At 57.8% G+C, this 25,484-nt stretch carries 13 protein-coding genes and 1 pseudogene; 11 read left to right on the top strand and 3 right to left on the bottom strand.

The window, feature by feature from the left end; translation table 11 throughout:
• Positions 1-61 precede the first annotated feature (61 nt).
• Positions 62-709, bottom strand: a complete 648-nt coding sequence (locus tag ACIN8IBEIGE_RS17555; RefSeq protein WP_160015780.1) for a TetR/AcrR family transcriptional regulator — start codon at positions 707-709, stop codon at positions 62-64.
• 91 nt (positions 710-800) lie between these two features.
• On the opposite strand from ACIN8IBEIGE_RS17555, the gene ACIN8IBEIGE_RS17550 reads away from it, so the two are divergent.
• From ACIN8IBEIGE_RS17550 to ACIN8IBEIGE_RS17535, 4 genes are all read left to right on the top strand, one after another.
• Positions 801-1,922 carry an efflux RND transporter periplasmic adaptor subunit gene (locus tag ACIN8IBEIGE_RS17550; RefSeq protein ID WP_160015779.1) on the top strand — a complete coding sequence of 374 codons (1,122 nt, stop codon included), beginning with the start codon at positions 801-803 and terminating at the stop codon, positions 1,920-1,922.
• A 5-nt stretch (positions 1,923-1,927) separates the two neighbouring features.
• Complete coding sequence (locus tag ACIN8IBEIGE_RS17545; RefSeq protein WP_160015778.1) at positions 1,928-5,008, top strand: efflux RND transporter permease subunit; 3,081 nt, start codon at positions 1,928-1,930, stop codon at positions 5,006-5,008.
• Positions 5,009-5,250: 242 nt separating this feature from the next.
• A complete protein-coding gene (locus ACIN8IBEIGE_RS17540) occupies positions 5,251-7,110 on the top strand; it encodes a DUF3857 domain-containing transglutaminase family protein (RefSeq protein ID WP_160015777.1) in 1,860 nt (619 codons plus the stop codon).
• A 755-nt stretch (positions 7,111-7,865) separates the two neighbouring features.
• Complete coding sequence (locus ACIN8IBEIGE_RS17535) at positions 7,866-9,305, top strand: sodium:solute symporter family protein (RefSeq protein WP_160015776.1); 1,440 nt, start codon at positions 7,866-7,868, stop codon at positions 9,303-9,305.
• 211 nt (positions 9,306-9,516) lie between these two features.
• On the opposite strand, the gene ACIN8IBEIGE_RS17530 is transcribed toward ACIN8IBEIGE_RS17535, so the two are convergent.
• A protein-coding gene (locus ACIN8IBEIGE_RS17530; RefSeq protein ID WP_160015775.1) for an IS3 family transposase occupies positions 9,517-10,658 on the bottom strand; the annotation gives its coding sequence in 2 pieces (ribosomal slippage) (positions 9,517-10,409 and positions 10,409-10,658; 1,143 coding nt in all).
• Between the two features lie 171 nt (positions 10,659-10,829).
• Complete coding sequence (locus ACIN8IBEIGE_RS17525) at positions 10,830-11,507, bottom strand: DUF4197 domain-containing protein (protein WP_090387943.1); 678 nt, start codon at positions 11,505-11,507, stop codon at positions 10,830-10,832.
• 348 nt (positions 11,508-11,855) lie between these two features.
• Here ACIN8IBEIGE_RS17525 and ACIN8IBEIGE_RS17520 point away from each other — a divergent pair, with 348 nt between their 5' ends.
• The 7 genes and pseudogenes from ACIN8IBEIGE_RS17520 (at position 11,856) to ACIN8IBEIGE_RS17495 (ending at position 25,389) form a co-directional block, all read left to right on the top strand.
• Positions 11,856-14,429, top strand: coding sequence for an EAL domain-containing protein (locus ACIN8IBEIGE_RS17520; RefSeq protein WP_160015774.1), 2,574 nt, complete (start codon positions 11,856-11,858; stop codon positions 14,427-14,429).
• Between the two features lie 188 nt (positions 14,430-14,617).
• Positions 14,618-15,505, top strand: a pseudogene (locus ACIN8IBEIGE_RS21275) (cache domain-containing protein); the annotation flags it as partial.
• A complete protein-coding gene (locus ACIN8IBEIGE_RS21270; RefSeq protein ID WP_372240024.1) occupies positions 15,494-16,624 on the top strand; it encodes a methyl-accepting chemotaxis protein in 1,131 nt (376 codons plus the stop codon). The pseudogene ACIN8IBEIGE_RS21275 and the gene ACIN8IBEIGE_RS21270, both read left to right, overlap by 12 nt.
• A gap of 262 nt (positions 16,625-16,886) precedes the next feature.
• Positions 16,887-18,011, top strand: coding sequence for an HDOD domain-containing protein (locus ACIN8IBEIGE_RS17510; RefSeq protein WP_160015772.1), 1,125 nt, complete (start codon positions 16,887-16,889; stop codon positions 18,009-18,011).
• 60 nt (positions 18,012-18,071) lie between these two features.
• A complete protein-coding gene (locus tag ACIN8IBEIGE_RS17505) occupies positions 18,072-19,805 on the top strand; it encodes a bifunctional diguanylate cyclase/phosphodiesterase (protein ID WP_306109731.1) in 1,734 nt (577 codons plus the stop codon).
• A gap of 126 nt (positions 19,806-19,931) precedes the next feature.
• On the top strand, positions 19,932-24,440 hold the full coding sequence (locus tag ACIN8IBEIGE_RS17500; protein ID WP_160015771.1) for a CHASE domain-containing protein: 4,509 nt from the start codon (positions 19,932-19,934) through the stop codon (positions 24,438-24,440).
• A 10-nt stretch (positions 24,441-24,450) separates the two neighbouring features.
• Positions 24,451-25,389: a diguanylate cyclase gene (locus ACIN8IBEIGE_RS17495; RefSeq protein ID WP_160015770.1), complete on the top strand. Its 939-nt coding sequence runs from the start codon at positions 24,451-24,453 to the stop codon at positions 25,387-25,389.
• Positions 25,390-25,484: the final 95 nt, after the last annotated feature.

Here is a 25,484-nt window from a genome sequence, read left to right as displayed (position 1 = left end):
GAGGCACGAAGCCCAACACATTCAGCGGCCTGGCGTTGGGCTTCGCAGGCTCAGTGCCAGCCTACGAGGCTTGCTCGGCGCGGAACGCGCGCAGAAACACGTCTACTGCATCGCGCACATGCGCTTCGGCCTCGGCGCCCTGCAGGGCCTCGCCACAACCGATCAGCAGGCGGAAGTTGGCGCCGCCCTTGATCAGGCAGAAAAACTGATCCGCCGCGCTCAGCGGATCCGGTACGCGCAGCTTGCCGCTCTGGTCGGCGCTGCGCAGCAGTTCCTCCATACCGTGCAACACGCGCTGCGGGCCGGCCTCGTAGAACATCCGCGAGAGCTTGGAGTCCTGCGCCGCCAGGCTCACCATCACCCGGTGCAGTTCCACCGACTCACGGCTGTTGATCAGTTCATTGAAGCCTCGGCCGATATTCAGCAGCAGCTGTGCCACCGGCACTTCGTCGTTCAGCTCGAACAGCAGCTCAGGCAGTTGCTCCTCGCATTTGGACTGCACCGCCGCGGCAAACAGCTTCTCCTTGTCGGTGAAGTGGCTGTACACCGTGAGCTTGGAAACCCCGGCTTCCGCAGCAATCGCATCCATACTGCTACCGTCATAACCATTGCTGAGGAATAGGGTTTTCGCCGCTTCCAGAATGGCTTTGCGCTTGGCCAGGTCTTTGGGGCGGCCGGGGCCGCTGGTTGGTAACACTTTGTTTGGCATTGGTCGTTTTTAATACTGGACTAGTGAGTTTGCTATTTTTACTATACCTGCCAGTTTAATTATTCAAAAGCCTCCATAAAGGTTGGTCATCATGTTTCGTCATGCACTGTCTGTTGCGTTGCCTGTCAGTCTTATCCTGTTGCTTGCTGCCTGCGGCAATGGCGAGCCCGCCAAGGTTGCCGTGCGCCCGGCCATGGTGGTGCAGCCGCAACTGGCGGGCGATCTGATGGATGCCTACCCCGGTGAGGTGCGCGCGCGCCTGGAGCCGGAGCTGGCGTTCCGTATCGGTGGCAAGGTGGCCAAGCGTCTGGTCGATGTCGGCGCGCGAGTGAAGAAGGATCAGCCCCTGGCCGAGCTGGACCCGCAGGACGTGCGCCTGCAGCTGGAAGCCATCCGCGCCCAGGTGGCAGCGGCCGAGGCCAACCTGCAGCTGGTGCGTGCCGAGCGTGATCGCTACAAGGCGCTGCTGGCACGCAACCTGGTCAGCCGTTCGCAATACGACAATGCCGAGAACACCTATCGCTCCGGTGAGGCGCGGGTGAAGCAGGTGCGCGCTGAATTCAACGTGGCCAACAACCAGGCCGGTTACGCCGTGCTGCGTGCCTCCCAGGACGGCGTAGTGGCGCAGCGCATGGTTGAGGTTGGTCAGGTGGTCGCCGCTGGGCAAACCGTGTTCACCCTGGCCGCTGACGGCGAGCGTGAAGTGCTGATCAATCTGCCGGAGCAAGCCTTCGAGCGTTTCAAGGTCGGCCAGGATGTCGCGGTTGAACTGTGGTCGCAGCCGGATCAGCGCTTCCCCGGGCGTATCCGCGAGATGTCGCCGTCGGCCGATCCACAGTCGCGCACCTTTGCTGCCCGTGTGGCTTTTGTCGAAGGCAAGGTGCCGGCCGAACTGGGCCAGAGCGCCCGCGTATTTATCGCCCATGACGGTGAAGTGCCGCTGGCCGTGCCGCTGTCGGCGCTGACGGCGGAGAAGGGGCAGCCCTACGTCTGGGTGGTCGATCCGCAGAACTCCACCCTCAAGCGCACCGACGTGCGCATCGGCGCTTATGGCGAAAAGACCGTGCCGGTGCTTGAAGGCCTGAGCGCCTCCGACTGGGTAGTGGCCGCCGGTGGCCAGGTGCTGCGTGAAGGCCAGCAGGTGCGTCCGGTAGACCGCGATAACCGTGCGGTACAGCTGACGGCCAAGGCCGATCTGACGGTCGAGGAGTAAGCCCGATGGATTTCAACCTATCCGCCTGGGCGCTGCGTAATCGCCAGATCGTGCTGTATCTCATGCTGCTGCTGGCTGTGGTCGGGGCTATTTCCTACACCAAGCTGGGCCAGAGCGAAGACCCGCCCTTTACCTTCAAGGCCATGGTGGTGCGCACCAACTGGCCGGGGGCGAGCGCCGAGGAAGTCTCGCGCCAGGTCACCGAACGCATCGAAAAGAAGCTGATGGAGACCGGCGATTACGACAAGATCGTCTCGTTTTCGCGTCCGGGTGAATCCCAGGTCACCTTTATCGCCCGCGATTCGATGCACTCTGCCGACATTCCCGATCTGTTCTATCAGGTGCGCAAGAAGGTCAGCGACATTCGCCACACCTTGCCCCAGGGCATTCAGGGGCCGTTCTACAACGACGAATTCGGCACCACCTTCGGCAATATCTACGCCCTGACCGGCGAAGGCTTCGACTACGCCGTGCTCAAGGATTACGCCGACCGCGTCCAGCTGCAGCTGCAGCGCGTCAAGGACGTCGGCAAGGTCGACCTGCTTGGCCTGCAGGACGAAAAGGTGTGGATCGAACTGTCCAACACCAAGCTGGCCACCCTCGGCCTGCCGTTGGCGGCTGTGCAGCAGGCGCTGGAAGAGCAGAACGCCGTGGCCGCCGCCGGCTTCTTTGAGACCGCTTCTGACCGCGTGCAATTGCGCGTTACCGGGCGCTTCGAAACGGTCGATGAAATCCGCAATTTCCCGATTCGCGTGGCCGACCGTACCTTCCGCATCGCCGATGTGGCCGAGGTCAAACGCGGCTTCAATGATCCACCCGCACCGCGTATGCGCTATATGGGCGAAGACGCCATTGGCCTGGCGGTATCGATGAAAGCCGGTGGCGACATTCTGGTACTGGGTGAGGCGCTGGAAGGCGAGTTCGCCCGTCTGCAGGAAACCCTGCCGGCCGGCATGCAGCTGAACAAGGTGTCGGATCAGCCAGCAGCGGTGAAAACCGGCGTCGGCGAGTTCGTTCGGGTGCTTACCGAAGCGGTAATTATCGTGCTGCTGGTGAGCTTCTTCTCCCTCGGTTTGCGTACCGGCCTGGTGGTGGCGTTGTCGATTCCGCTGGTGTTGGCGATGACCTTTGCCGCCATGTACTACCTCGGCATCGGCCTGCACAAGATTTCCCTCGGCGCGCTGGTGCTGGCGCTGGGTCTGATGGTGGATGACGCGATCATTGCCGTGGAGATGATGGCGATCAAGATGGAGCAGGGCTATGACCGCATCAAGGCGGCCAGTTATGCCTGGACCAGTACCGCCTTCCCCATGCTCACCGGTACCCTGATTACCGCCGCCGGCTTCCTGCCGATTGCTACTGCGCAGTCCGGCACCGGCGAATACACCCGCTCGATCTTCCAGGTGGTGGCGATTGCCCTGCTGGTGTCGTGGATCGCCGCCGTGGTGTTTGTGCCGTACCTCGGCGCCAAGCTGCTGCCCGATCTGGCCAAGTTGCACGCGGCCAAGCACGGCGGCAGCGCCGACGGTCACGACCCCTATGGCACGCCGTTCTATCGGCGCGTACGCGCGGCGGTGGAGTGGTGCGTACGTCGGCGTAAAACCGTGATCGTGCTGACTATTGCGCTGTTTGTCGGCTCCATTCTGCTGTTCCGCTTCGTGCCGCAGCAGTTCTTCCCGGCCTCCGGCCGTCTGGAGCTGATGGTCGACCTCAAGCTCAGCGAAGGCGCGTCCTTGGCCGCCACCGAGGAGCAGGCCAAGCGTCTGGAGCAGCTGCTCAGCGGCCATGAAGGCATCGACAACTTCGTCGCCTACGTGGGTACCGGCTCGCCGCGCTTCTACCTGCCGCTGGACCAACAACTGCCGGCCGCCAGCTTTGCCCAGTTTGTGGTGCTGGCGAAAAGCATCGAAGACCGCGAGAAGATCCGCACCTGGCTGATCGAGGTGCTCAACGACGAGTTTCCGACCCTGCGCACGCGTATCTCGCGTCTGGAAAACGGCCCGCCCGTGGGGTACCCGGTGCAGTTCCGCGTTTCCGGCGAACATATCGACGAGGTGCGTCAGCTGGCCCGTCAGGTTGCCGACAAGGTGCGTGAGAACAGCCATGTGAGCAACGTGCATCTGGACTGGGAAGAGCCGAGCAAGGTGGTGCGCCTGAACATTGATCAGGAGCGCGCCCGCGCCCTGGGCGTGAGCACCGCCGATCTGTCGCGCTTCCTGCAAAGCTCGCTGACCGGCTCGCCGGTCAGCCAGTACCGCGAAGGCAACGAGCTGATCGAAATTCTCCTGCGCGGCACGCTGAGTGAGCGTCAGGAACTTGGCCTGCTGCCGAGCCTGGCGGTGCCGACCGACAATGGTCGCAGCGTGCCGCTGTCGCAGATCGCCACCCTGGAGTACGGCTTTGAGGAAGGCATCATCTGGCACCGCAACCGTCTGCCGACCGTCACCGTGCGGGCCGACGTGTATGGCGCTGAGCAGCCGGCCAGCCTGGTCAAGCAGATCCTGCCGACCCTTGAACCGGTGCGTGCGCAACTGCCGGACGGCTACCAGCTGGATGTCGGTGGCACCGTGGAAGACTCCAGCCGTGGGCAGAAGTCAGTCAACGCCGGTGTCCCGCTGTTTATCGTGGTGGTGCTGACTCTGCTGATGTTGCAGCTGAAAAGCTTCTCGCGCTCGGCCATGGTGTTCCTCACCGCGCCGTTGGGGCTGATCGGTGTGACCCTGTTCCTGCTGATCTTCCGCCAGCCGTTCGGCTTCGTCGCCATGCTCGGCACCATTGCCCTGTCTGGGATGATCATGCGTAACTCGGTGATTCTGGTGGATCAGATCGAGCAGGACATCGAAGCCGGGATGGACCGCTGGCACGCGATCATCGAAGCCACCGTGCGGCGCTTCCGGCCTATCGTGCTGACTGCCCTGGCGGCGGTACTGGCGATGATTCCGCTGTCGCGCAGCGTGTTCTTCGGGCCGATGGCGGTGGCGATCATGGGTGGCCTGATCGTCGCCACCGCGCTGACTCTGCTGTTCCTGCCGGCGCTGTATGCCGCCTGGTTCCGGGTCAAGGAAGTGGAAGCGAAACCTGCCTGAAACGGTGGTTGCTGATGTGAGAAAGCCAGGCCCAGCGGGTCTGGCTTTTTTATTGCGACGGTAAAAAACAGCTGCATCTGAGCGTCGCTAACGGCACAAGCAGTTGCGTTGAGGCGTCTATCTCGGGCGTTATAGGCGTTCGTGCGATAACAAAAAATTACATTTCTTGTTGCGATTGATTTTCATTGGGGCGATCATTCCTGGCCTTTCGGTGCCCGTGGCGCCGTTTTACAGAGGCGTTTATGCAGGTTTTTTCGTTCTACCGACCGCTGATTGGTATCAGTCTGATTGCGCTTGCGCACAGCGTATCGGCTGCGCTCCAACCCTTGGCCGAAGCACCGCTGGCCAGTGATATTGATATGCACTGCCACTTCAGTCGTGATGTCAGCACCGACTGCACGACTACCTATCGCTACACCATTCTCAAGCCGCTGGGCCGTGAAATGCTCTCGCGAATCGATTTCAGCTATGTCGAAACTGACGAGTTTGAGGTGATCAACGCCGAGTATGTGCAACCCGGCGGTCAGCCGACGCCTCTGCATGAAACGCAGATCGATACACGTACGGCGCCCAATCCTGAGCAGGGTTTCTCCCGCGAGAAGCAGACATCGCTGGCTTTTCCGGCGCTGCGCGTCGGGACTCAAGTTCGCTATACGGTGCGTGAGCGCAGTGCTGCGCAACCTCTGCTCAGCGAGTTCCACTACAGTCTGCGATTTGCCCCCAACGCCGTTCGCCGGGATCGGTTCAAGGCGCGCTTCACCGCCGAGCAGCCAATCCAGTGGCGCAGTGAGTTGATGGACGACTTCACCATCTCCGCTTCGGCCGACGGCAAGGCACTGGATATCGAACAAAGAGCGCCGGTGTTTAGCAGCTACATCAATGAGTCGAGTAATGCCTACATACGCCGTATTCCGCGGATAGAGCTTGGCAGTACTGTGCAATTGCAGCGTTACTTCGGCGCTTTAGCCCAGCGCTACAGCCAAATAATCAGCGCTGATCTACCACCTGAGAGCGCCCTAGCAGTCGCTGCGGTGAAGGGGCTTGAGCCCGCCCAGCAAGTAGCCGAACTGATGCAGCATTTAAATGCGCATTACCGCTACCTGGGCGACTGGCGGGCTTCCGAGCGCGGCTATGTGCCATTCAACCTGCAGGAAATCGAGCAGCGCGGTTATGGCGACTGTAAGGACCTTGCCACGCTGCTGACCGCCATGCTCAGGGCGAGCGGTATTAGCGCCGAAATCGCCTGGGTCAGCCGGGGCGAAGTGGTGGAGTCACTGCTGCTCCCAGGCACCAGTGCACCAAACCATGCAATCGTTCGCGCCCAGGTGGCCGACCAGGTCTGGTGGTTGGACCCCACCAATCCGGTGTTTGCCCCTGGCCAGACAATGTCTGACATCCAGGATCGCTGGGCTTTGGTCAGCGACGTGCAAGGGCAGGTGCGTGAAGAGCACATTGCACTGGCGCGTCCTGAAGTCAGCATTCGCCTCGATAAGCAGGCACACTTTGACAAGGCCGGGGGCGCTGTCACGCAGGCCACGCTCGCATTCGCTCGTCAGCCGTTGATGCAGTTGAGCCTGGCAGATAGCTATCAAGGCGCCACCGCTTCGGATCAGAATCTCTGCGACAACTTCGGGATGGCAATCAGCGACTGTAAAGTCCACCGCGACAGCTTGGGGTTTTTAGTGCCCGAGCGTTACAGCATCAAGGTCTCCATGAGTAACCAGCGGGCACTTGAGAAGCTCGACGGTGGTTACTTCTACAGCGATGCCTATCTCCACGATAAATGGAGCGATCTGCTCAACTATCGGCGTAACGATCAACGTGCCGACCTCTACGTGGGCGATCCGGATACGGTCGATTACACCGTCACCTTGTCCGGTGCGCAGATGGACAAGCCGATCCAGCGCTGCGAGGTTCGCTCGCCTTGGTACGACCTCGACCTGGATGGGGAAAAGATCAGCGATGGTATTCGCTATCACTACCGCCTGACTCAGAAAGTGAGCTGGCTGGGCCACGATGAGCTGGTGAGTGCAGCGTTTGGCACGATGCTCAGCCAAGCCCGCAGCTGCGCAGAGCAGTTGGAGCAAATGGTAAAGCTCTAAACGGTTGTGTACGGCGCAGGGAGGCGGCAGCGCTCTTTCGGCAATCGGCGCGGAACACGGCCCCACGTAGCACCCATGCGGCTCGTGGCTTCTCGTAATAATGCCGCTACTTGCTGCGTTCGCCCTGCGGGCGTTACTGCACTGGGCTACACGGCGCCTGCTGATGGGGCGTTTGGCGCTGTTTGCGACATTGCGGATTGGAAGACCAGCACCTGTGATGGCGGGTAACGGAGGATTTGAGCATACCGGTGGACAAGCTTCGCGTTGTCCACCCTACGGGTCGGCCCATTGGTGATCCTTGCGTAGGGTGGATGACGCTTTTTTCATCCACAGTTGCCCGGGCTACTTCGCTGGTTCCGGGTCAAGGAAGTGGAGGCGAAGCCAGCCTGAATCGGCGCTTGATGATGTGAAAAAGCCAGGCCCAGTGGGCCTGGCTTTTTTATGCCTTTTGCATAAGCCGTTTGCCGGGCTTCTGTCAAAAATATGCAACTACCTGTGCTGGCTTATATACGGCTTTTACAGCGATTACAGTCTGTTACAGAGGCGTGCAGAGCAGTTTGATGAATTATCTGCTTACGTTTCGTCGTTTTTGTTTGACATATTTTACGTATTTGCCAGACTGCGCGACCTTGAACGGACGCGTGCAGCTACCCGTCAAAAGTGGTCATAACAAAAACCTGTAGCCCATCGTTCCGCCCTGCGCAGCCTGCGCCGGTCATGCATGCGGTGGGCTGACGTCTGTGGAACGGGAAAGCATGCTGATCTGGTTCGTTGCGCTCTACCTGCTGGTGACTGTCGCCATCGGTTTCTACGCCTCCACCCGGGTGCACAACACCCGCGATTTCGCCTCCGGTGGTCGCAGCATGGGCTTCCCCATCGTCGCCGCCATGGTGTTTGCCACCTGGTTTGGCTCCGAGGCCGTGCTGGGGATCCCCGCCACCTTCCTCGAAGAAGGCTTTGCCGGCATTGTCGAAGACCCGTTCGGCTCCTTCGGTTGTCTGTTTCTGGTCGGTCTGATCATCGCCCGGCCGCTGTACCGGATGAACCTGCTGACCATCGGTGACTACTTCAAAAAGCGCTTTGGCCCGCAGGTCGAGCTGATCATCAGCCTGGTCATCGTCATGTCTTACCTGGGCTGGATCGCCGCGCAGCTGATCGCGCTGGGCCTGGTGTTCAACGTCATCTCCGACGGCAGCATCAGCACCACCCAGGGCATGTTCCTCGGCACCTTTATCGTGCTGCTGTACACCCTGTTCGGCGGCATGTGGTCGATTGCCCTGACTGACTTCTTCCAGATGATCATCATCGTCGTCGGCCTGGTGTACCTGGTCTGGCTGTTCAGCGATATGGCCGGCGGCGCTGACCTGGTGATCAGCAAGGCGGCCAGCGAAGGCAAGTTCACCTTTATGCACGCCTTCGAGCCCAAGGATATCGTCGCCTTTATCGGCGCGGCGGTGACCATGATGCTCGGCTCCATCCCGCAGCAGGACGTGTACCAGCGCGTGATGTCGGCCAAGAGCGAGAACATCGCTGCCCGCGCTTCGATGACAGGTGCGGTGTTCTACCTCGGCTTCTGCATGCTGCCGGTATTCCTGGTGTACGCCGCCTCGATGATCGACCCGGCGCTGGTCGAGAAGTGGCTGGCCGAGGATTCGCAGATGATTCTGCCGCTGATGATCCTGGAAAAGACCCCGCTGTTCGCCCAGATCATGTTCTTTGGTGCGCTGCTCTCGGCGATCATGTCCACCGCTTCGGGCACTTTGCTGGCACCGTCGGTGACCCTGACCGAGAACGTGCTCAAGCGCTTTTTGCCGGTGCTTAACGACAAGCAGTTCCTGTTGCTGATGCGCGTCACCATCGTGGTCTGCGCCGTAGCCACCCTGAGCTTTGCCCTGTATTCGGATGCGAGCATCTACGAGATGGTCGGCAATGCCTACAAGGTGACCCTGGTCGCGGCGGTGGTGCCGCTGTTCGCCGGGCTGTTCTGGAAGCGCGCGACCACCCAGGGCGCGCTGGTTGCCATCGCCTTTGGTCTGGTGTCGTGGATCTACCTGGAATACACCTGGAGCGAAGCCGCCTTCTGGCCGCCACAGCTGGCGGGTCTGCTGTTCAGCATGGCCGGTATGTTGATTGGTACGCTGCTGCCGCAGTGGAGCCGTAACCACAACGGTACGCTGGTGGCGCAGGCGGAATAAGCCTGGCGCTTGGCCAACTAAACCCCCGCTGATTGGCGGGGGTTTGTTTTTGCGCCTTGTGAGGCGGGGAGTGCATTCATCCCGTGGGAGGGGCTTTAGTCGCGAGCTTTTTATCTTTGTTTACACCGCTTTTGCAGTGTTCCCGCTACCGGTTGACTCGCTTCGCTCGCCCTACTGTTGTGGTCAACGAATTCTGGACACTGGTTTAGGTTTATCCGACCAGTGATTCGGCTTCCACTGGCGTTTTGTATCCGTTGTAGCTGTGTGGCCGTTGATGGTTGTAGTAGTCCGTCAGGTAGCGCAGCACATCCGCCTCAGCCTGGGCTTGGCTGGTATAGCCATGCTCAGGCATCCACTCCGTTTTCAGACTTCTGAAGAAACGTTCCATTGGGGCGTTATCCCAGCAATTTCCCCGGCGGCTCATGCTCTGCTTGATCCGGTAGCGCCACAGCATCTGGCGGAACTCGATGCTGGTGTAATGGCTGCCTTGGTCAGAGTGAAACGTCAGTTGCTGCGGGCAACCACGGGACTCAAAAGCCACGCGCAAAGCGCGCGTCGTAAGTTGTGAGTCCGGTCGATTGGACAACGCCCAGCCCACGATGCGGCGTGCATACAGATCCATCACCGCCGCCAGGTAGATCCAGCGATTGCCCGCCCAGATGTAGGTCACGTCGCCGCACCACACTTGGTTGGGGCCGCTCACTGTGAACTGCCGATCCAGCTCATTCGCCGCGATAGCATTTTCACCATCAGCTCGCCGATAACGATGCTTGCGCGATTGCGAACTGAACAGCCGAGCCTCTTTCATCAGGCGTCCGGCCAGAAAACGCCCCACCGCGAAACCCTGTATTCGCAGCGCCGCTGACAATGTTCTCGCCCCAGCTGAACCTCGACTTTGCAGGTGAAGCTCAGTGGCCAGCTGACGCAGAGCTGCCCGCCGATGATCTATCCGACGGCGTCGCATGCAGGCGTCGTAAACACTGCTGCGATTTACGCCAAATACGCGGCACAGCTCGGCTCGTGGATACCGCTCGCCCAATGCCTCGATCAGGCTTACTGATCGAGGGAGTCCGACATTAAGAGAGCGGTAGCCTTTTTTAAGATCTCTTTCTCCCGCTCTAAACGCCGAATCTGTGCCTCAAGGTCTTGTATGCGTTTCTGCTCGGGAGTCATGGCCTTACTGCGCGCGGGTGTTGTGCCGCCACGCTCACTGCGCAGTTGCTCCACCCATCGGCGTAGCGCGGTCGGGCCTACCCCCATCGACTTGCAGGCTTCGGGAATTGAATAGCCTTGATCCAAAACCAGGCCTGCTGCTTCGAGCTTGAAATCTGTACTGAATGATCTTCTAGTCACGTAAACACCTCATTGCTGGGCGAAGCTTAACGCCCTATCGGGGTGTCCAGAATCATTGAGCCACAACATACGGGCCAGCCTCGAGCAGTAGAAGGTTTTGAAAACCTGATTGTTTATGTTCACAAAAAAGCCAGACATCAAGGCCTGGCTTTTTCATATATCCAACCCTTCTTACAACGCCCCAAACACCTTCTTCGCCAAACTGGTCGCCGCCCCAGCCGGATTCTCGCGGATGCTCGCTTCCTGCTCAGCGATCATCGCAAACAGACCGTCCAGCGCCTGCTCGGTTACATAGTTCTCGATATTCGCGCTTTTCGCGTCGATCACGCCGAAGCTCGCGGCTTGGCCGGCGAAGCTGTTGTATTGCTTGGCCAGGCCGACCTGGTCGGTGGCTTGTTTGACGATGGGCAGGAACTTGGCGCGGATCTGTTCGCGGCTGGTCTTGTTCAGGTACTGGGTGGCTGAGTCTTGCGGGCCGCTGAGGATGCTCTTGGCATCCTGCACGGTCATCTTTTTCACCGAGTCCACCAGCAGCGCCTGGGCTTGCGGTACGGCGGCTTCGGCGGCTTTGTTCATGCTCGCTTCAAGCTGATCAACCTGCGCGCCCATGCCCATCATCTTCATGGTTTTCGCGGCTTTGCCGAGGTTGCCCGGCAGTTCGATGCGCACGTCCGGGTTGTTGCTGAAACCGCCGGGTTTGCCCAGTTGCTGCACGGCTACTTTGGCGCCTTGGGTGAGGGCGTCCTTGAGGCCGCCGCTGGCGTCGCTCTGAGAGAGGTCGGCAAGGGAAAACGCGAGAGCGCTGGCGGAGAGGGCCAAGCTTGCAGTGAAGACGAGGGTACGCAACATGGGGGATTCTTCCGGCTGTTAAGTAGTAAATGAGCTTAGCTGGGCTGGACGGATAAACCTATCCTATGGCGCCTGATGGGTGCTTGAGTGAACGTTCAGCCATGTCTATGTACTCGGGTGTTTTGCAGCTGTGTTGGCGGCTGCTTAAGCCGCGCAGGCTTCTGCTCATGTGTTGTGCCCGATTTGTCATGGGTTTTGGCGCGCACTGTCGAACTCTGGGCTGCACCATTGAGGTATTTGAGCCGCTGCATACTGCAAGGTTCATGCTGGTCTTTTGCAGCTAGACTGGTATCAACCGAGGGCGTTTGCCTATTCCGAATAGCACCTCCGACTGGTTGAGGGCCGAAGATGGCGCCAGTAGTTGAGTCGTTCCGTGCTTTAGATGCTCAGTCCAACTCCTCTGCAACACGCAAGACGCTGCTATTCATTTCAGCGTTGTTGGTGATCCTGTTTGTAGTGGCGAGCGTAGCGTTGGTACAAATCGCTTCACAGCAAAATAAGCAGGCGATCAAGCAAGGCTTGTTTTATGTGGAAAAAGCTACCCAAGCCCGGCAGAAGTCTATTCTCGCGACTGTCGGCGATTATGCCTTTTGGGGTGAGGCATATCGCCATCTGCACGTGCAGGTCGACACCGATTGGGCCTATAAAAGGCAGAACCTAGGGCCCAGTCTGTTTCCCGATTTCGCCTATGAAGGTGTGTTTGTGGTCGACGCCGGTGGTCACACCACCTATGCGGTCGTGGAAGGTCAGCAGAGCTCGGTCGGGGCCCAGCAGTGGCTTATGCAGGATATCCAGCCACTGATCGAGCAGGCCCGCAAACAAGCGGAGGATGAAGAGCCAGTTGTTGGCTTTTTATTGGTAGGCGGGCAGCCGGCACTGGTGGCCCTGGCCGCGTTGACGCCTGGCAGTGATCCGCAAATCGAAGCGGTGGAGGGCCCGCCCTCGGTGCTGTTGTTCGTCGACCTGCTCGGCCCGCAGAAGCTGCAGATGCTTGGTCAGGACTTTGGCATCGATGAGCTGCATGTGGGTGAGCGGTTAGCTACGGCGCAAGTCCGATCCAGCTTGGTCTTGCCAACCTTGAATGGTGATCCGTTTTTGCTGCGTTGGCATCCCGCTCAGCCAGGCGATCAACTGCTCTATTTCATTTTGCCGCTGCTAGGACTGGCGGGTGTGATTGTTGCTCTTATCACTTGGCTGATGCTGCGCCGTGCGATCACCGCAGCGCGTGAAATGGATGCTAGCTATTCGTCTTTATATGCCAGCCAGTCTGCGCTGGCTGCCAGTGAGGCTCGGTTTCGTGATGTGGCTGAAGCCGCCTCTGACTGGATTTGGGAAACCGATGCACAGTTACGTTTAACTTACCTGTCTGCGCGGTTTCAGGTAGTGACCGGTCACGCTGAAAGCGCTTGGCTCGGTCGCCCGCTTGACGAGCTAGTGAGCTGCCCGGGAGGCTTGCAGGCCTGGCTGAGTAAACGCAGCCTGCATTCATCGTCTAAGGACAGCCTGCAAGGCCAGTATCTTGCTAGCGACGGCAGGCTGCGTATTTGTATGTTCGCCCTGCGGCATGTGGAGGGTGTCAGCGGTATTACGGGGTATCGCGGCATCGTCAGTGACATCACCCAGGAGGTGGAGGCACGGGCACGAATTGAGCACCTGTCTCTGCACGATACACTCACTGGATTGCCCAATCGCAATCGCCTGCAGACGTTTCTTGAAGACAAACTGAGTGCACTGCCTATGACTGGCGAGCCGTTAGTCATGCTGAGTGTCGACCTCGATCGGTTTAAATCAGTGAATGACTCTTTCGGTCATGAAACAGGCGACTTGGTACTCGGAGAGGTGTCGCAGCGTCTGCGTGTGATATTGCGCGACGGCGACCTAGTCGCGCGTATGGGCGGCGATGAATTTATTTTGATTGTCAGTGGTATCTCCACTCAGGCGGAGGTAAAGCGCTTGTGTGAAAGGTTGATCGCCGGCATTGAACAGCCGTTCGAAGTTGATAATCAAAGCATTTTTATTGGCGCCAGTATCGGTGTGGCTATGGCGCCGGCTGATACATGCCTTGCTGAGGAGTTATTGCGCTACGCCGATATCGCTCTGTATGAGGCCAAGGGAGCCGGGCGTAGCACGTGGTGCTTCTACGCCCGCGATATGAAGGAGCGGGTGACTGAACGGCAGCAACTCGAAAACGATCTACGCCAAGCGTTGAGCAATAACGAGTTACGCCTGTGTCTGCAGCCTCGATACAGCGTTAACAGCCAATGCATGGTGGCGGCGGAGGCGCTGGTGCGTTGGCAGCATCCCCAGCGGGGGTTGTTGGGGCCGGACAGCTTTATTGCTATTGCCGAAACGACAGGTCTGATAGTGCCTCTGAGTTCTTGGGTTCTGCACACTGCCTGTATGGAAGCAATGACCTGGCACGAGGCGTTGATTGTTTCGGTAAACCTCTCACCGGTTGAATTTCAGCATGGCCGTCTGCTGGCAAGGGTTAAAAGTGCTCTGAACGACAGTGGCTTGCCGCCTTCGCGGTTGGAACTCGAACTCACCGAGAGCGTGATGCTTGGAGATGCAGAGGGCGCTCTGGTACTGATGCAGGACTTAAAAGAACTGGGCGTGCGATTGTCGATGGATGACTTCGGCACAGGCTATTCATCGCTGAGCTATTTGCGCAAATTCCCCTTCGATGGACTGAAGATCGACCGTAGTTTTATGGCCGACTTGCATGACTCTCCCGATAGTCAGGCGATCATCAAGGCAATTGTTGGGCTCGGTCGGGCGCTGTCGTTGACGGTTACTGCCGAGGGTGTCGAGACCGAGCAGCAACTTGAGGTCTTGCGCCAGTGTGACTGTGATGAAGTACAGGGCTATTTCTTGGCACGCCCGATGGATCCAGACGCCTTGCGCCTCTTGCTCCAGCAATAAGCTTAAAGAGGGGCTGGCGGCACGGCTCGTTGATATTTCATCTATACCCTAAAGGTGCTTTGTAACGTCTCCCTCTGCATTTGAGTTGGGGGCCCCTGAATCTTGTGAGCCGATCACATAAATCCTCGGCGGGAAGTGCGGTGGCGTTTGCCATGAGTGCAGTCTTTCAGTGAACAGGAGTAGTCAGTATGTTTTTGGTTCCCGTTAGACTGTCGCAGCGTTTGACCCTCGGTTGCATCGTCCTTCTGATTCTGACCGCGCTGGCGGTGTTTGCGGTGATGGCCCTGCGTGGTCAGCCGCGTGTGGTGGCGGCCAGTGGTGAGCTGATCGAGCAGACCGGCAGCGCCATCGTGCGCCAGTTAGCCTTGCAGCTGGCTGGAATTGAGGGCGTGACCGCCAGCCTGGCGCATCTCTCCGAAGTGCTGCCGTTAGATGAAGCGCTGTATCTCAACACGCTGCCTAATCTGATCGACAGCCAGGGTGATAAAGCGATTGCCGGCGGCGGTGTGTGGCCGGAGCCGAATGCGTTTACCGATGGTGTGGCGCGCCGTAGTTTCTTCTGGGCGCGTGGTGGTGACGGGCAGTTGGCCTATTCCGACGATTACAACGCCGCCGATGGCCCTGGGTACCACAACGATGCCTGGTACAGCGGCGCGCGCAGCAGCAAGCCCGGCCAGTGCCTGTGGTCAGAGGCTTATCAGGATGCGGTGACCGGCGTGCCGATGGTCACCTGCAGCGTGCCTTACCAGCTTGAAGGGCGCTTTGCCGGGGTCGCCACCCTGGATTTGCTGCTGGATGATCTGGCGCGTTTTCTCACCGAGCAGGGCAAGGTCACCGATGGCTACGCCTTTGCCCTCGATCAGGCCGGTAACGTGCTGCACTTTCCCGGCATGACCGGAACTAAGGGTGGCGCGATGCTCAAGTTTGCCGACCTGGCGCAGCAGCATCGCTGGCTTGAGCCGGTGCAGGAGGTGCTGAACCGCAGCAGTTCAGGGGCGATTCGAAACCTGGACCTAGATAACGATGAACAGCTCAAGCAGGCCAGTCGCGTCAGCCTGTTTGTGATGCCCGATACTGGCTGGGTAATCGGCCTGGCGACCCCGCAGGAGCGGGTTACCGGCCTGGCCAGGGCGCTGACCTGGGAGATTCTGCTGTTCCTCCTGCCGCTTTTGGCGGTGTTGCTGGCGCTGGCCTGGTTTGCTGGTCGTAAGCTGATCGGCCAACTGGAAGAGACCACCGCGCAGATCGACTCCCTGGGCCGGGGTTCGGCCAGCCGCGATGTCGAGCTGAGTGTGGAACGCGAGGATGAAATCGGTGCGCTGCGCCACGCGGTCAATCGCTATGCCGGGCAGTTACGCACCATGCTCCAGCGCATCGCCGAGGAGGCCGATCATCTGCAGGCCGAAGCCGCACAACTGGGCGGTTTGAGCAGTACCCTGGCCGGGCGCGCCGAACAGCAACGCCAGGAGAACACCCAGCTGGCGGCGGCGATTACCGAAATGTCGTCGAGCGCCCAGGAAGTGGCGCAGAACACCAACGACTGCGCTAGTACCGCGCAGAGTTCATTGCTGGTGGTGCAGCAGGGGCAGCAGAAGGTTGCGTCCAATAGCTCGTCGATACAGGCGCTATCGGCGGAAATGGCCGGCGCGGCCATGGTGATCAGTCAGCTTGAGAAGGACAGCCAGCAGGTCGGGGCGGTGCTGGATGTGATCAAGGCGATTTCCGAGCAGACCAATCTGCTGGCACTGAATGCTGCCATTGAAGCTGCGCGGGCCGGTGAACAGGGCCGTGGCTTTGCCGTGGTGGCCGATGAGGTGCGCACCCTGGCGGGCAGAACTCAGGCTTCGGCCAATGAGATCAGCACCATGATCAGTGCTTTGCAGCAGGCTTCACGTCAGGCCGTGCAGGCCATGCAAGCGGGCGAGGCACGTACCGAACATGCGGTAGGGGAGGCCGAGGGCGCAGCGGGAGCGCTTGCCAGCTCGGTGCAGAGCTTCGATGACATCTCTCAACGTGCTCAGCAGATCGCCGTGGCGGCGCAGCAGCAAAGCCACGTGACTCAGGAGATCAACGAGCTGGCGGTGCGCATTCACAGCCTCAGCGAAGAAAACGCCCGCGATGCTCAGGCCCTGGATGAAGTCAGCAGTGCCATGCAAGCGCTGTCGTCGCGGTTGACGGGGCTGAGCCGAGGCTAGGCGCAGTTAAGGTAGGGCGTACAGTCTGCGTATCGGTGGTGGGTTTTAGAGCGTATAGCTCTGCTACCACCCTATTGAATCGCCCTGTTCAATAGCACATCGGCGGTCTGCTGTAGTGCTGCCCTGTAATGTCTATTGCTTAGTCTTTAATAAATAGCGGAGAAACAAGCGGGGAGCGCAAAGTAGCAGTCATAGGGCCTTGCACGAGCCTTTCGCTAGATTGCGCACCACGTATGGAAAGACAACGCCGAGGGGGCAGTGCATGCAGGTGATGATTGTTGACGATGATCCATGGATCGCTGATTTGTTAAAGCAGATCGTCTTAAACGTCCGCCCAGGCGTCCAGGTTAACTGTTTTGCAGATGTGCAAAGTGCTTTTGCTTCTTGGCGCGAGACGCGCTACGCCTTGGTTCTTGCTGATTGGAATTTGCCCGATGGTTCGGGTGTGAATTTGCTGCAGAAAATTCGTGTGCAGGACCGTGAAACGCCACTGGTGATGATTACCGGCCGCTCGGACCGGCAGAGTGTGTTGGAGGTCAGGCGGCTAGGTATTAGTGCTTTTATTACCAAGCCGTTTGATGTGCCACGTGTTGTCGCGTGTATCGAGGAACTCCTTCCACTGCAGGACTTTGTCCCTACTGCCCCCAGTATTCAGGAAGCATTTATTGCTTACTTAAGCGGCCTGGCCGCAGAGGACCTGGATTTGCCGATGCTTGAGAAGGTTAAAGAGCAGCTTCAGCTGGGTTATCGCGGGGAGTCGCTTGATCTGCGTGAGTTGGCGAGTAGCTGGCAAGGCGATCCGTCACTGTGTATGCACCTTATTGCTGCGTCCAACAGCGCTGCCTATATCGGCTTTGGTGCGCAGTGCACCAGCTTAAGCGATGCACTCAGGCGGCTTGGGCCCCGTACCAGTGTGAATCTGGCGATGGGCTTTGCCTTAAAGCAGATCAGCATGCAGGGCAACTTAGTCTTGTCAGTGCTGATGAAAGAATATTTGGACAGTGCCCTCTCTCTGGCTGAGCGCGTGGTAGCGCTGGCTAAGCAGTGCGGCGTGGAGCCAGCACCACTGCAGACTGCCGCCTTGTTACATCGTATTGGTGAACTGTGTGTGATCTACCAAGCCTACAAGTGGGAAGGCCAGGGCAATAGGTTGGATGAGAGCCTGCTTATGCAAGCAGTCAACGACTTTTCCGCACCGCTTGCCATCAAATTGAAAGCCCAGTGGAGCGTACCCATGGTCTTGCGTGAAATGATCGGGGCCGTTTATGCGTTGCCACAGGCGCAAATTCGACGTGAGCAGGTGTTGATGCGTCTGGCAGCGGCCATAAACAACAGTGAACCACCTGCCACCGTTGATCGGTTGATGAGGCTAGCGGGCTTGGCGTGACGTTTAGATATTCGTCCGGTGCGCTACCTGTCAGCTCAAAGCGAGCTAGGCTGAGCAAGTATGGAGTTGCAACGCAAGGATCTGGAGCTGCGGATGCGTACCAGTAAAGGAATTGATGTCGAGTCGGTCATTCTGATCGTCGAAGACCAGACCACGGATGCGCTCGCTTTGCGTGAAACGGTGCGCGACCTCGGGGACGTTCACGTGGCTAGTGATGGTCCTTCAGCCTTAGCGCTGGCCAGGCAGTGCAAGCCGGATCTTGTGCTCCTGGATATCGAAATGTCTGGCATGAGTGGTTTTGCCGTATGCAAGGCGTTCAAGGCCGATCCGAAACTCTGCGATGCCGCCATTATCTTTGTTACCTCCCATGTTCAGACGGAGAACGAACTGCGTGCGTTGGAATATGGCGGAATTGATTTTATCCACAAACCGCTGAACGCACCGGTGGCCAGGGCCCATATCAAAGCCCACCTGGCGTTGCGTAATGAGGCGAAGAAACTCGCCAACCATGATGCGCTGACCGGCTTACCAAACCGCACGTTATTGCAAGACCGTACCGAGCAAGCCTTGCAAAAGGCTCGTCGCAGTCAAGTGCGCGTGGCCATGTTGTTGCTGGATCTGGATAACTTCAAAGGCATTAATGACTCGCAGGGGCATTCCATTGGTGATGCCCTACTCAAGGAAGTCGCAGCCCGTTTATCGCTGGCATCCAGGGCTTTGGATACGGTCAGTCGACAGGGTGGGGACGAGTTCATCATTTTATTGCCAGAAGTCAGTGGCTTTGATGTAGTCGGCGATTTTGCCGAGCGACTACTAACCACCATCAGCACACCCTTCATGATTCAAGGTAGTCGCTATGACCTGAGCGCGAGTATCGGCATCAGCCTGTTTCCTGACGACAGCGAGGACACCGAGTCGCTCTACCGTCATGCGGATTCGGCTATGTATCAAGCCAAACTCGATGGGCGTAATCGATGTCGCTTCTTTTCCCTCGATATCGAGCGCAGCACCCGTGGTCGACATCTGTTGGAACAACATATGCGCACTGCGCTGGAAAATGGCGTATTTGAAGTTTTCTATCAGGCCAAGGTTTTGGTCGCCGGAAATGAAATGGTCGGGATGGAGGCACTCGTACGCTGGCGGAGTAAAGAGGGCACCCTTATTTCGCCAGCTGATTTCATTCCGTTGGCGGAAGAAACCGGGCTGATCATTCCGATTGGTAAGTTCGTGCTACAGCAGGCCTGTGAGGATGCTCAGGTGCTTGTCGCACAAGGCATGCACACTGTGGTTAGCGTGAATATTTCGGCAGTGCAGTTTCGTGAAGAGTCATTTCTCCAGATGGTGCAAGACACGTTGCTTACGTCGAAACTCGCGCCAGAGTTTCTTGAGTTGGAGATCACCGAAGGCGTATTGGCCAAGGATGTCGCTAACACGCAGCATGTACTGTCATCCTTGCGCAGCATGGGGGTACGGATTGCGCTTGATGATTTTGGTACGGGTTACTCAAGCCTTACCTACCTCAAACGCTTTCCGGTCGATGTGTTGAAAATTGACCAGAGCTTCGTGCGTGACATGCTGGTTGATAAGAGTGATGCCGCGATTATTGAGGCGATTGTCAAGTTGGCTCAGGCGCTTGGTCTTGAACTAGTGGCTGAAGGCGTGGAGTCTCAGGAGCAAGCCGCCGCCTTGCAAGCTATTGGCTGCCAAATCATGCAGGGTTACTTGTACTCTCGGCCGGTACCGTTCAACCAATTCTGTGCATTGCTGGACTCTGGCAATCTAAGAGTTCGATAACAAATAAGAACAGTCATCCGGTACGTTTTGTTGATTCACCAATCATCACCTCACGCGCGAGCTACCCCAGTTTTGCTGCGGGTAAGCATCACGCGATCAGCGCTCTGAAATTGTTGCTGGGATGCTATGTCGATAAAGAAGAATTACGCCATCGTTGCCGTCAATAAATGGACCATTCTCAGCCTGCTTGCCGGCTTGGCTATCAGCGTCGCTGCAGCTGTGGGAGTCGCCCGGTTTAATCAGCAGCAGGCTGGTGAGGCCGTTAATACTGCAGCGCAGCAGTCTGCCGATGCAGTGGTCAATCGAATCAAGCTTTATCAGTACGGTTTGCGAGGCGCTCGTGGCTCGATCCAAACAATGGGCGAGCACGCCATCACCCGTGAAGGTTTTGACCGCTACAGCAAGACGCGCAACGTTAAAGTGGAGTTCCCGGGCGCGCGTGGGTTTGGCTTTATTCGCCGCATTGCCCCGCAGAATGAAACAGCGTTTTTGGCCCAGGCGCGTGCTGATGGCTGGCCAGACTTTGCCATCCGCCAGCTTGCGCCCCATGACGCCGAGCGTTATGTCATCCAATACATCAACCCGGTCGAGCCCAATAGGGTGGCCATTGGCCTGGACATCGCCTCCGAGGCTAATCGACGGCAGGCTGCACATTCCGCCATGCTGAGTGGTGAAGTGCGCCTTTCAGGCCCCATTACGCTGGTGCAGGGCCTTGGTCAGCCGCAGCAATCTTTTCTGATTTTGATGCCTATTTATCGAAATGGGGTTGATCCAGGCACTGTTGAGGCGCGTGAAGCGCAAGCATTTGGCTGGAGCTATGCGCCGTTAAGTATGGGTGCCGTACTCAGCGGGGTGCGACCCCCGGAGCAGGCCTTTAGCCTTGAGTTACGTGACATTACCGAACCCACACAAAGTGTCGTTTTTTATAAGTCTGAGGATGAGTCTACTCAGGAAGTTGTGCTTTCAAAAACTGTCGAGCGTGATGTGTATGGCCGGCGCTGGCAGTTGCAGTTCGGCGTGCATCCATTGTTTATCAGCCAACTTCGTCAGCTTTCCCCGTTGTTGGTATTGAGTCTTGGGCTGATTGGTTCTGTGTTGTTTGCCGCCTTGATCGGTGTGTTAAGCGTTAGTCGTACACGTCAACTGCAGTTCATTGCAGAGCAGGCCAAATTGGCCGCTATTGTTGAAAGTTCGGCTGATGGCATCATTGGGAAAACTCTTGATGGCACGGTGACCAGCTGGAATAAAGGAGCCGAGAGGCTATTTGGGTTTAGTGCGCAGGAGGCGATAGGGCGACGCCTTACTGAACTGGTTGTCCCAGAGGCACTAAAAAATGAGGAGGAAGAGATTCTTGCCACGGTTAAAGCGGGTACGCACGTGCCCAGCTTTAACACCCTGCGCCAAGATAAATACGGCAAGTTGATTCCCGTTTCCGTTGCCGTTTCGCCTATTCGTAACTCCGCTGGCGTAGTTGTTGGAGCGTCGAAAACCGTCCGGGATAACACTGAGCAATTGGCCGCTGAGGCGAAGATTCATGAGCTCAACAGCAGCCTTGAAGCTCAGGTCGTTCAGCGTACAGCGGAGCTGCGTGAGAGCAACCTGTTGTTGAATAATGTGCTGCGCTCGGCCTCGGAAGTGGCAATTATTGCGACTGACCGGGAGGGCATCATTCGCTTATTCAATGCCGGTGCCGAGAGGATGTTGGGTTATACGGCGGCAGAGCTGATCGATAAGAGTACCCCGGCCAGCTTCCATCTGGAGCATGAGGTGGCGGCGCGCTCACTCGAATTGACTACGCAATACGGGCTGACGATAGAAGGGTTCCAGGTATTTGTGTACAAGGCTGAGCTGGAAGGGGCGGAGACACGTGAGTGGACCTACGTGCGTAAGGACGGCTCGCATTTACCGGTTTCTCTGGTTGTTACGGCCATACGGGATGAGGATGGCGAGATCAACGGCTATCTGGGTATGGCAGTGGATTTGACGGCTACCAAGGATTCTGAAGCGGCCGTTGCTGCAGCGCGTGATCAGTTGTTGATGGCAGCAGATGTGGCTGAGTTGGGTATCTGGTCCTGGACCCTGGCTGACAACGCGTTGAGTTGGAACGATCGTATGTTCGAGCTATATGGTCAGCCGCAGAGCTTGCGTGAGACAGGCTTGAACTACGAGCACTGGCATTCACGCGTACACCCGGACGATGTGGAAATGGCGGCGAGCAAGCTGAGTATGGCGGTCGAGGGACGAGGCCTGTACGACCCGATCTTCCGTGTTGTAAGGCCTGATGGTCAGGTTCGCATTGTTCAGGCAGGAGCCCAAGTTGAGAGGGATGTCAGGGGTGTTGCAGTCCGGGTTACGGGCATCAATCGCGACATAACGGAGCAACGTGAACTCGAATCACGTTTGCTGGATGCCAAGGAACAAGCGGATGCTGCCAGCGCTGCCAAGTCATCATTCCTGGCCAATATGAGTCACGAAATTCGCACGCCGATGAATGCGGTATTGGGCATGCTGCATTTGGTGCAGAACACCGAGTTGAATACGCGCCAGCTGGATTACATCAGCAAAGCTGAAACGGCCGCCAAGTCGTTGCTGGGGTTACTCAACGACATCCTCGACTATTCCAAGATTGAAGCGGGCAAGTTGCTGCTTGATGCACACTCTTTTGAGCTAGAGCCCTTGATGCGCGACTTGGCCACTGTTTTGTCTGGAAACCAGGGCGGCAAGGATGTTGAAGTCATGTTTGACCTCGACCCTGAACTACCCAGCATATTATTTGGCGATAGCCTGCGTTTGCAGCAGGTGTTGATCAACCTGGCAGGGAATGCGCTCAAGTTCACCCAGCAAGGACAGGTCGTTGTCAGGTTTGAGCAATTGCAGCGCCGGGGTGATGAGGTGCGTGTTCGCATCGAGGTCACTGACACCGGAATCGGCATAAATCCTGAGCAGTTGAAGCGCATCTTTGATGGTTTCACCCAGGCTGAAGCCTCCACCTCGAGGCGTTTTGGTGGAACAGGACTGGGTTTGGTGATCTCCAAACGCTTGATCAACCTCATGGGCGGTGAACTGCAGGTTAGCAGTGAGGTGGGGGCGGGCAGCCGCTTTTGGTTTGATGTCGATTTAGGGATATTTCAGGCCGTGCCGTTGCGCGAGTTTTGCCCTGGTGCTGACCAGCCAATACGCTTGTTGGTGGTCGACGATAATGAAGTGGCCGGCTATCTGCTGCTGCGTACAGCCGAGGCTCTGGGTTGGCAGGCTGATCTGGTGCACGATGGCTTCGAAGCCGTGGAGCGGGTGCAACAGATGCAGCACGCGGGCAATGGCTATGACGTGATTCTAATGGACTGGCGCATGCCTTCCATGGACGGTTTGAGCGCCGCGCGCCTGATTCGCCAGCAAAGCCAGGGGCAGCATACACCTGTGATCGTCATGCTCACGGCCTATGGTCGTGAGGTGTTGTCTGATGCGCAGCAGGGAGGGGATGCACCGTTTGCTGCGTTCCTCAGCAAGCCGGTAACCCCTCAACAGCTGGCCGATACGATCAAGCGTGTATTAACAGGCGTGGAAGCGCCTCAACCGACGGTCGCAGCGCTGCGTGCCGCACAGCCAAAGCGCTTGGCTGGACTGCGTTTGTTAGTCGTCGAAGACAATATGCTTAACCGCCAAGTGGCGTTCGAGTTGCTAAAAGGAGAGGGCGCTGAGGTGGCTCTTGCCGAGGGTGGCCTTGAGGGCGTGCAGATGATCATCGAGGGTGCGGAGGCCTTCGATGCCGTGTTGATGGATGTCCAGATGCCAGATATCGACGGCCTGGAGGCGACAAGGCGGGTCCGTGCCGATGCTCGGTGTGGCGCCGTAAAGATCATTGCCATGACGGCCAATGCGTCCTTATCCGATGAGCAAGAATGCCGAGCGGCGGGGATGAATGATCACCTCGGCAAGCCAATAGATCTGGAAAAAATGGTCGCCACGCTGTTGCTTCATACTGGCCGCGAAGGCGTTGCATCATCAGCCCAGGTGCAAGCAGATCCAAACGACTCTGTGGTGGAGTCTGCCACTTCGATCGGGCAACGCTTTGGCGGTAATCTGCAGTTGATTCGCACGGTGTTGAGCAGTTTCGCACCAGAGCAAACCAAGCAGCTCGTTCGGCTGCAGGAGCAGGTTGAGCAGCGTAATGCTGCCGGTGCTGCCGCTGTTCTACACGCCATTAAAGGCAGTAGCGGCACCATGGGGGCGTGGGCCCTGTCGCAACTGGCGGGTGAGCTGGAGCAGCAGTTACTGCATGCCGATGAAGCCACCAAGGCGCAGATGTTAGCCGATGGAAGCTTCGTTGAGACACTGCATGAGTTGTTACGCAGCAGTGATCAGGCGCTGAAGGTTATGTTTGAGCTGCCCACTGAGTTGCCCCCTGCAGCTATCGAGTCTGTTGGTTTACCGCTGGAGCAGTGGCGTGAGGCCTTGCAGGATATTCTGCAGTTGTTAGAGGCGGGCAATATGCAGGCAATTGCCCAAAGTGAGGCATTGTTGGCGCAGACCCCGCACGAATTGCGGCCAAAATTTGGCAAGCTTTTAGATTTGGTGCAATCCTTAGACTTTGCCGCATCTTTATTGGCTGGGCATGAACTGCTGAATTCGGTCTGAGGATTTACTGATGCAAACGTGGCACAAGGCCTCACTGCAGAAGCCTAAGCTGCTTCTGGTTGATGATCAGCGTGTCAATATCCTGGTGCTGCATGAGCTGTTTCGTGATGAGTGCGAAATTTTTATGGCCATGGACGGTGAGCAGGCTTTGCAGAGTTGCCGCACGATATTGCCGGATTTAGTACTGCTTGATGTGCATATGGATGGGCTGGATGGCCACGAGGTATGCCGTCGTCTTAAAGGTGATCCGGAAACGCGCGACATCCCGATTATCTTTGTTACCGCTCAGGGCGCAGAGCAGGATGAGGTGCGCGGTTTTGAGCTTGGCGCAGTGGATTTCATCGTTAAGCCAATCAACCCTGTGATTGTAAAAGCGCGGGTGAAAACCCACCTGACGCTTAAGCATCAAAGCGACATCTTGCGCTCCATTGCATTGTTGGATGGACTAACAGGTGTTGCCAATCGACGTAAGTTCGATTGCGAACTTGATCGTGACTGGCGGCAATGTCTGCGGGAGCAGGTCGCGTTGTCCGTGATCTTGATTGATGTTGATCACTTCAAACGCTACAACGACCGTTACGGGCACTTGAAAGGAGACAGCGCTTTGCAGGCTGTTGCCAAAGCGCTGAGTAGTGTTCTCAAACGGCCATACGATTTATTAGCGCGGTATGGCGGCGAAGAGTTTGCCTGTGTGCTACCCAATACCGATCTGACTGATGCCGTAAAGATTGCTGAGCGGATGCAAGAAGCCGTGCGCTCGCTCAAGCTTGAGCATCTGGACTCCGCAGTCGGTCAGATACTGACCGTTTCGCTTGGGGCGGCGACTATTGTACCTAGTGCCGTGGCGACATCCGAAACGGTTGTAGCGGAAGCTGATCGGCAGCTCTATCAGGCCAAGCAAGCGGGGCGCGCTCGCGTCAGTTCGTGCTCGCTGGCTGAGGTTCGGTAAGGCGCGATATTGCGCATATCTTTTTACAGGCGCCGGATCTGCCGACTCAGCAGGGTTGGAGCATAAGCTCTAATTGCCCCGTTTGGCCTATCTGG

The sequence above is a fragment of the Pseudomonas sp. 8BK genome (genome assembly GCF_902506475.1).
GTDB lineage: Bacteria > Pseudomonadota > Gammaproteobacteria > Pseudomonadales > Pseudomonadaceae > Aquipseudomonas > Aquipseudomonas anguilliseptica.
The sequence above is the reverse complement of the archived record's forward strand: the minus strand, read 5'-3'. Positions and strand labels throughout refer to the sequence as shown.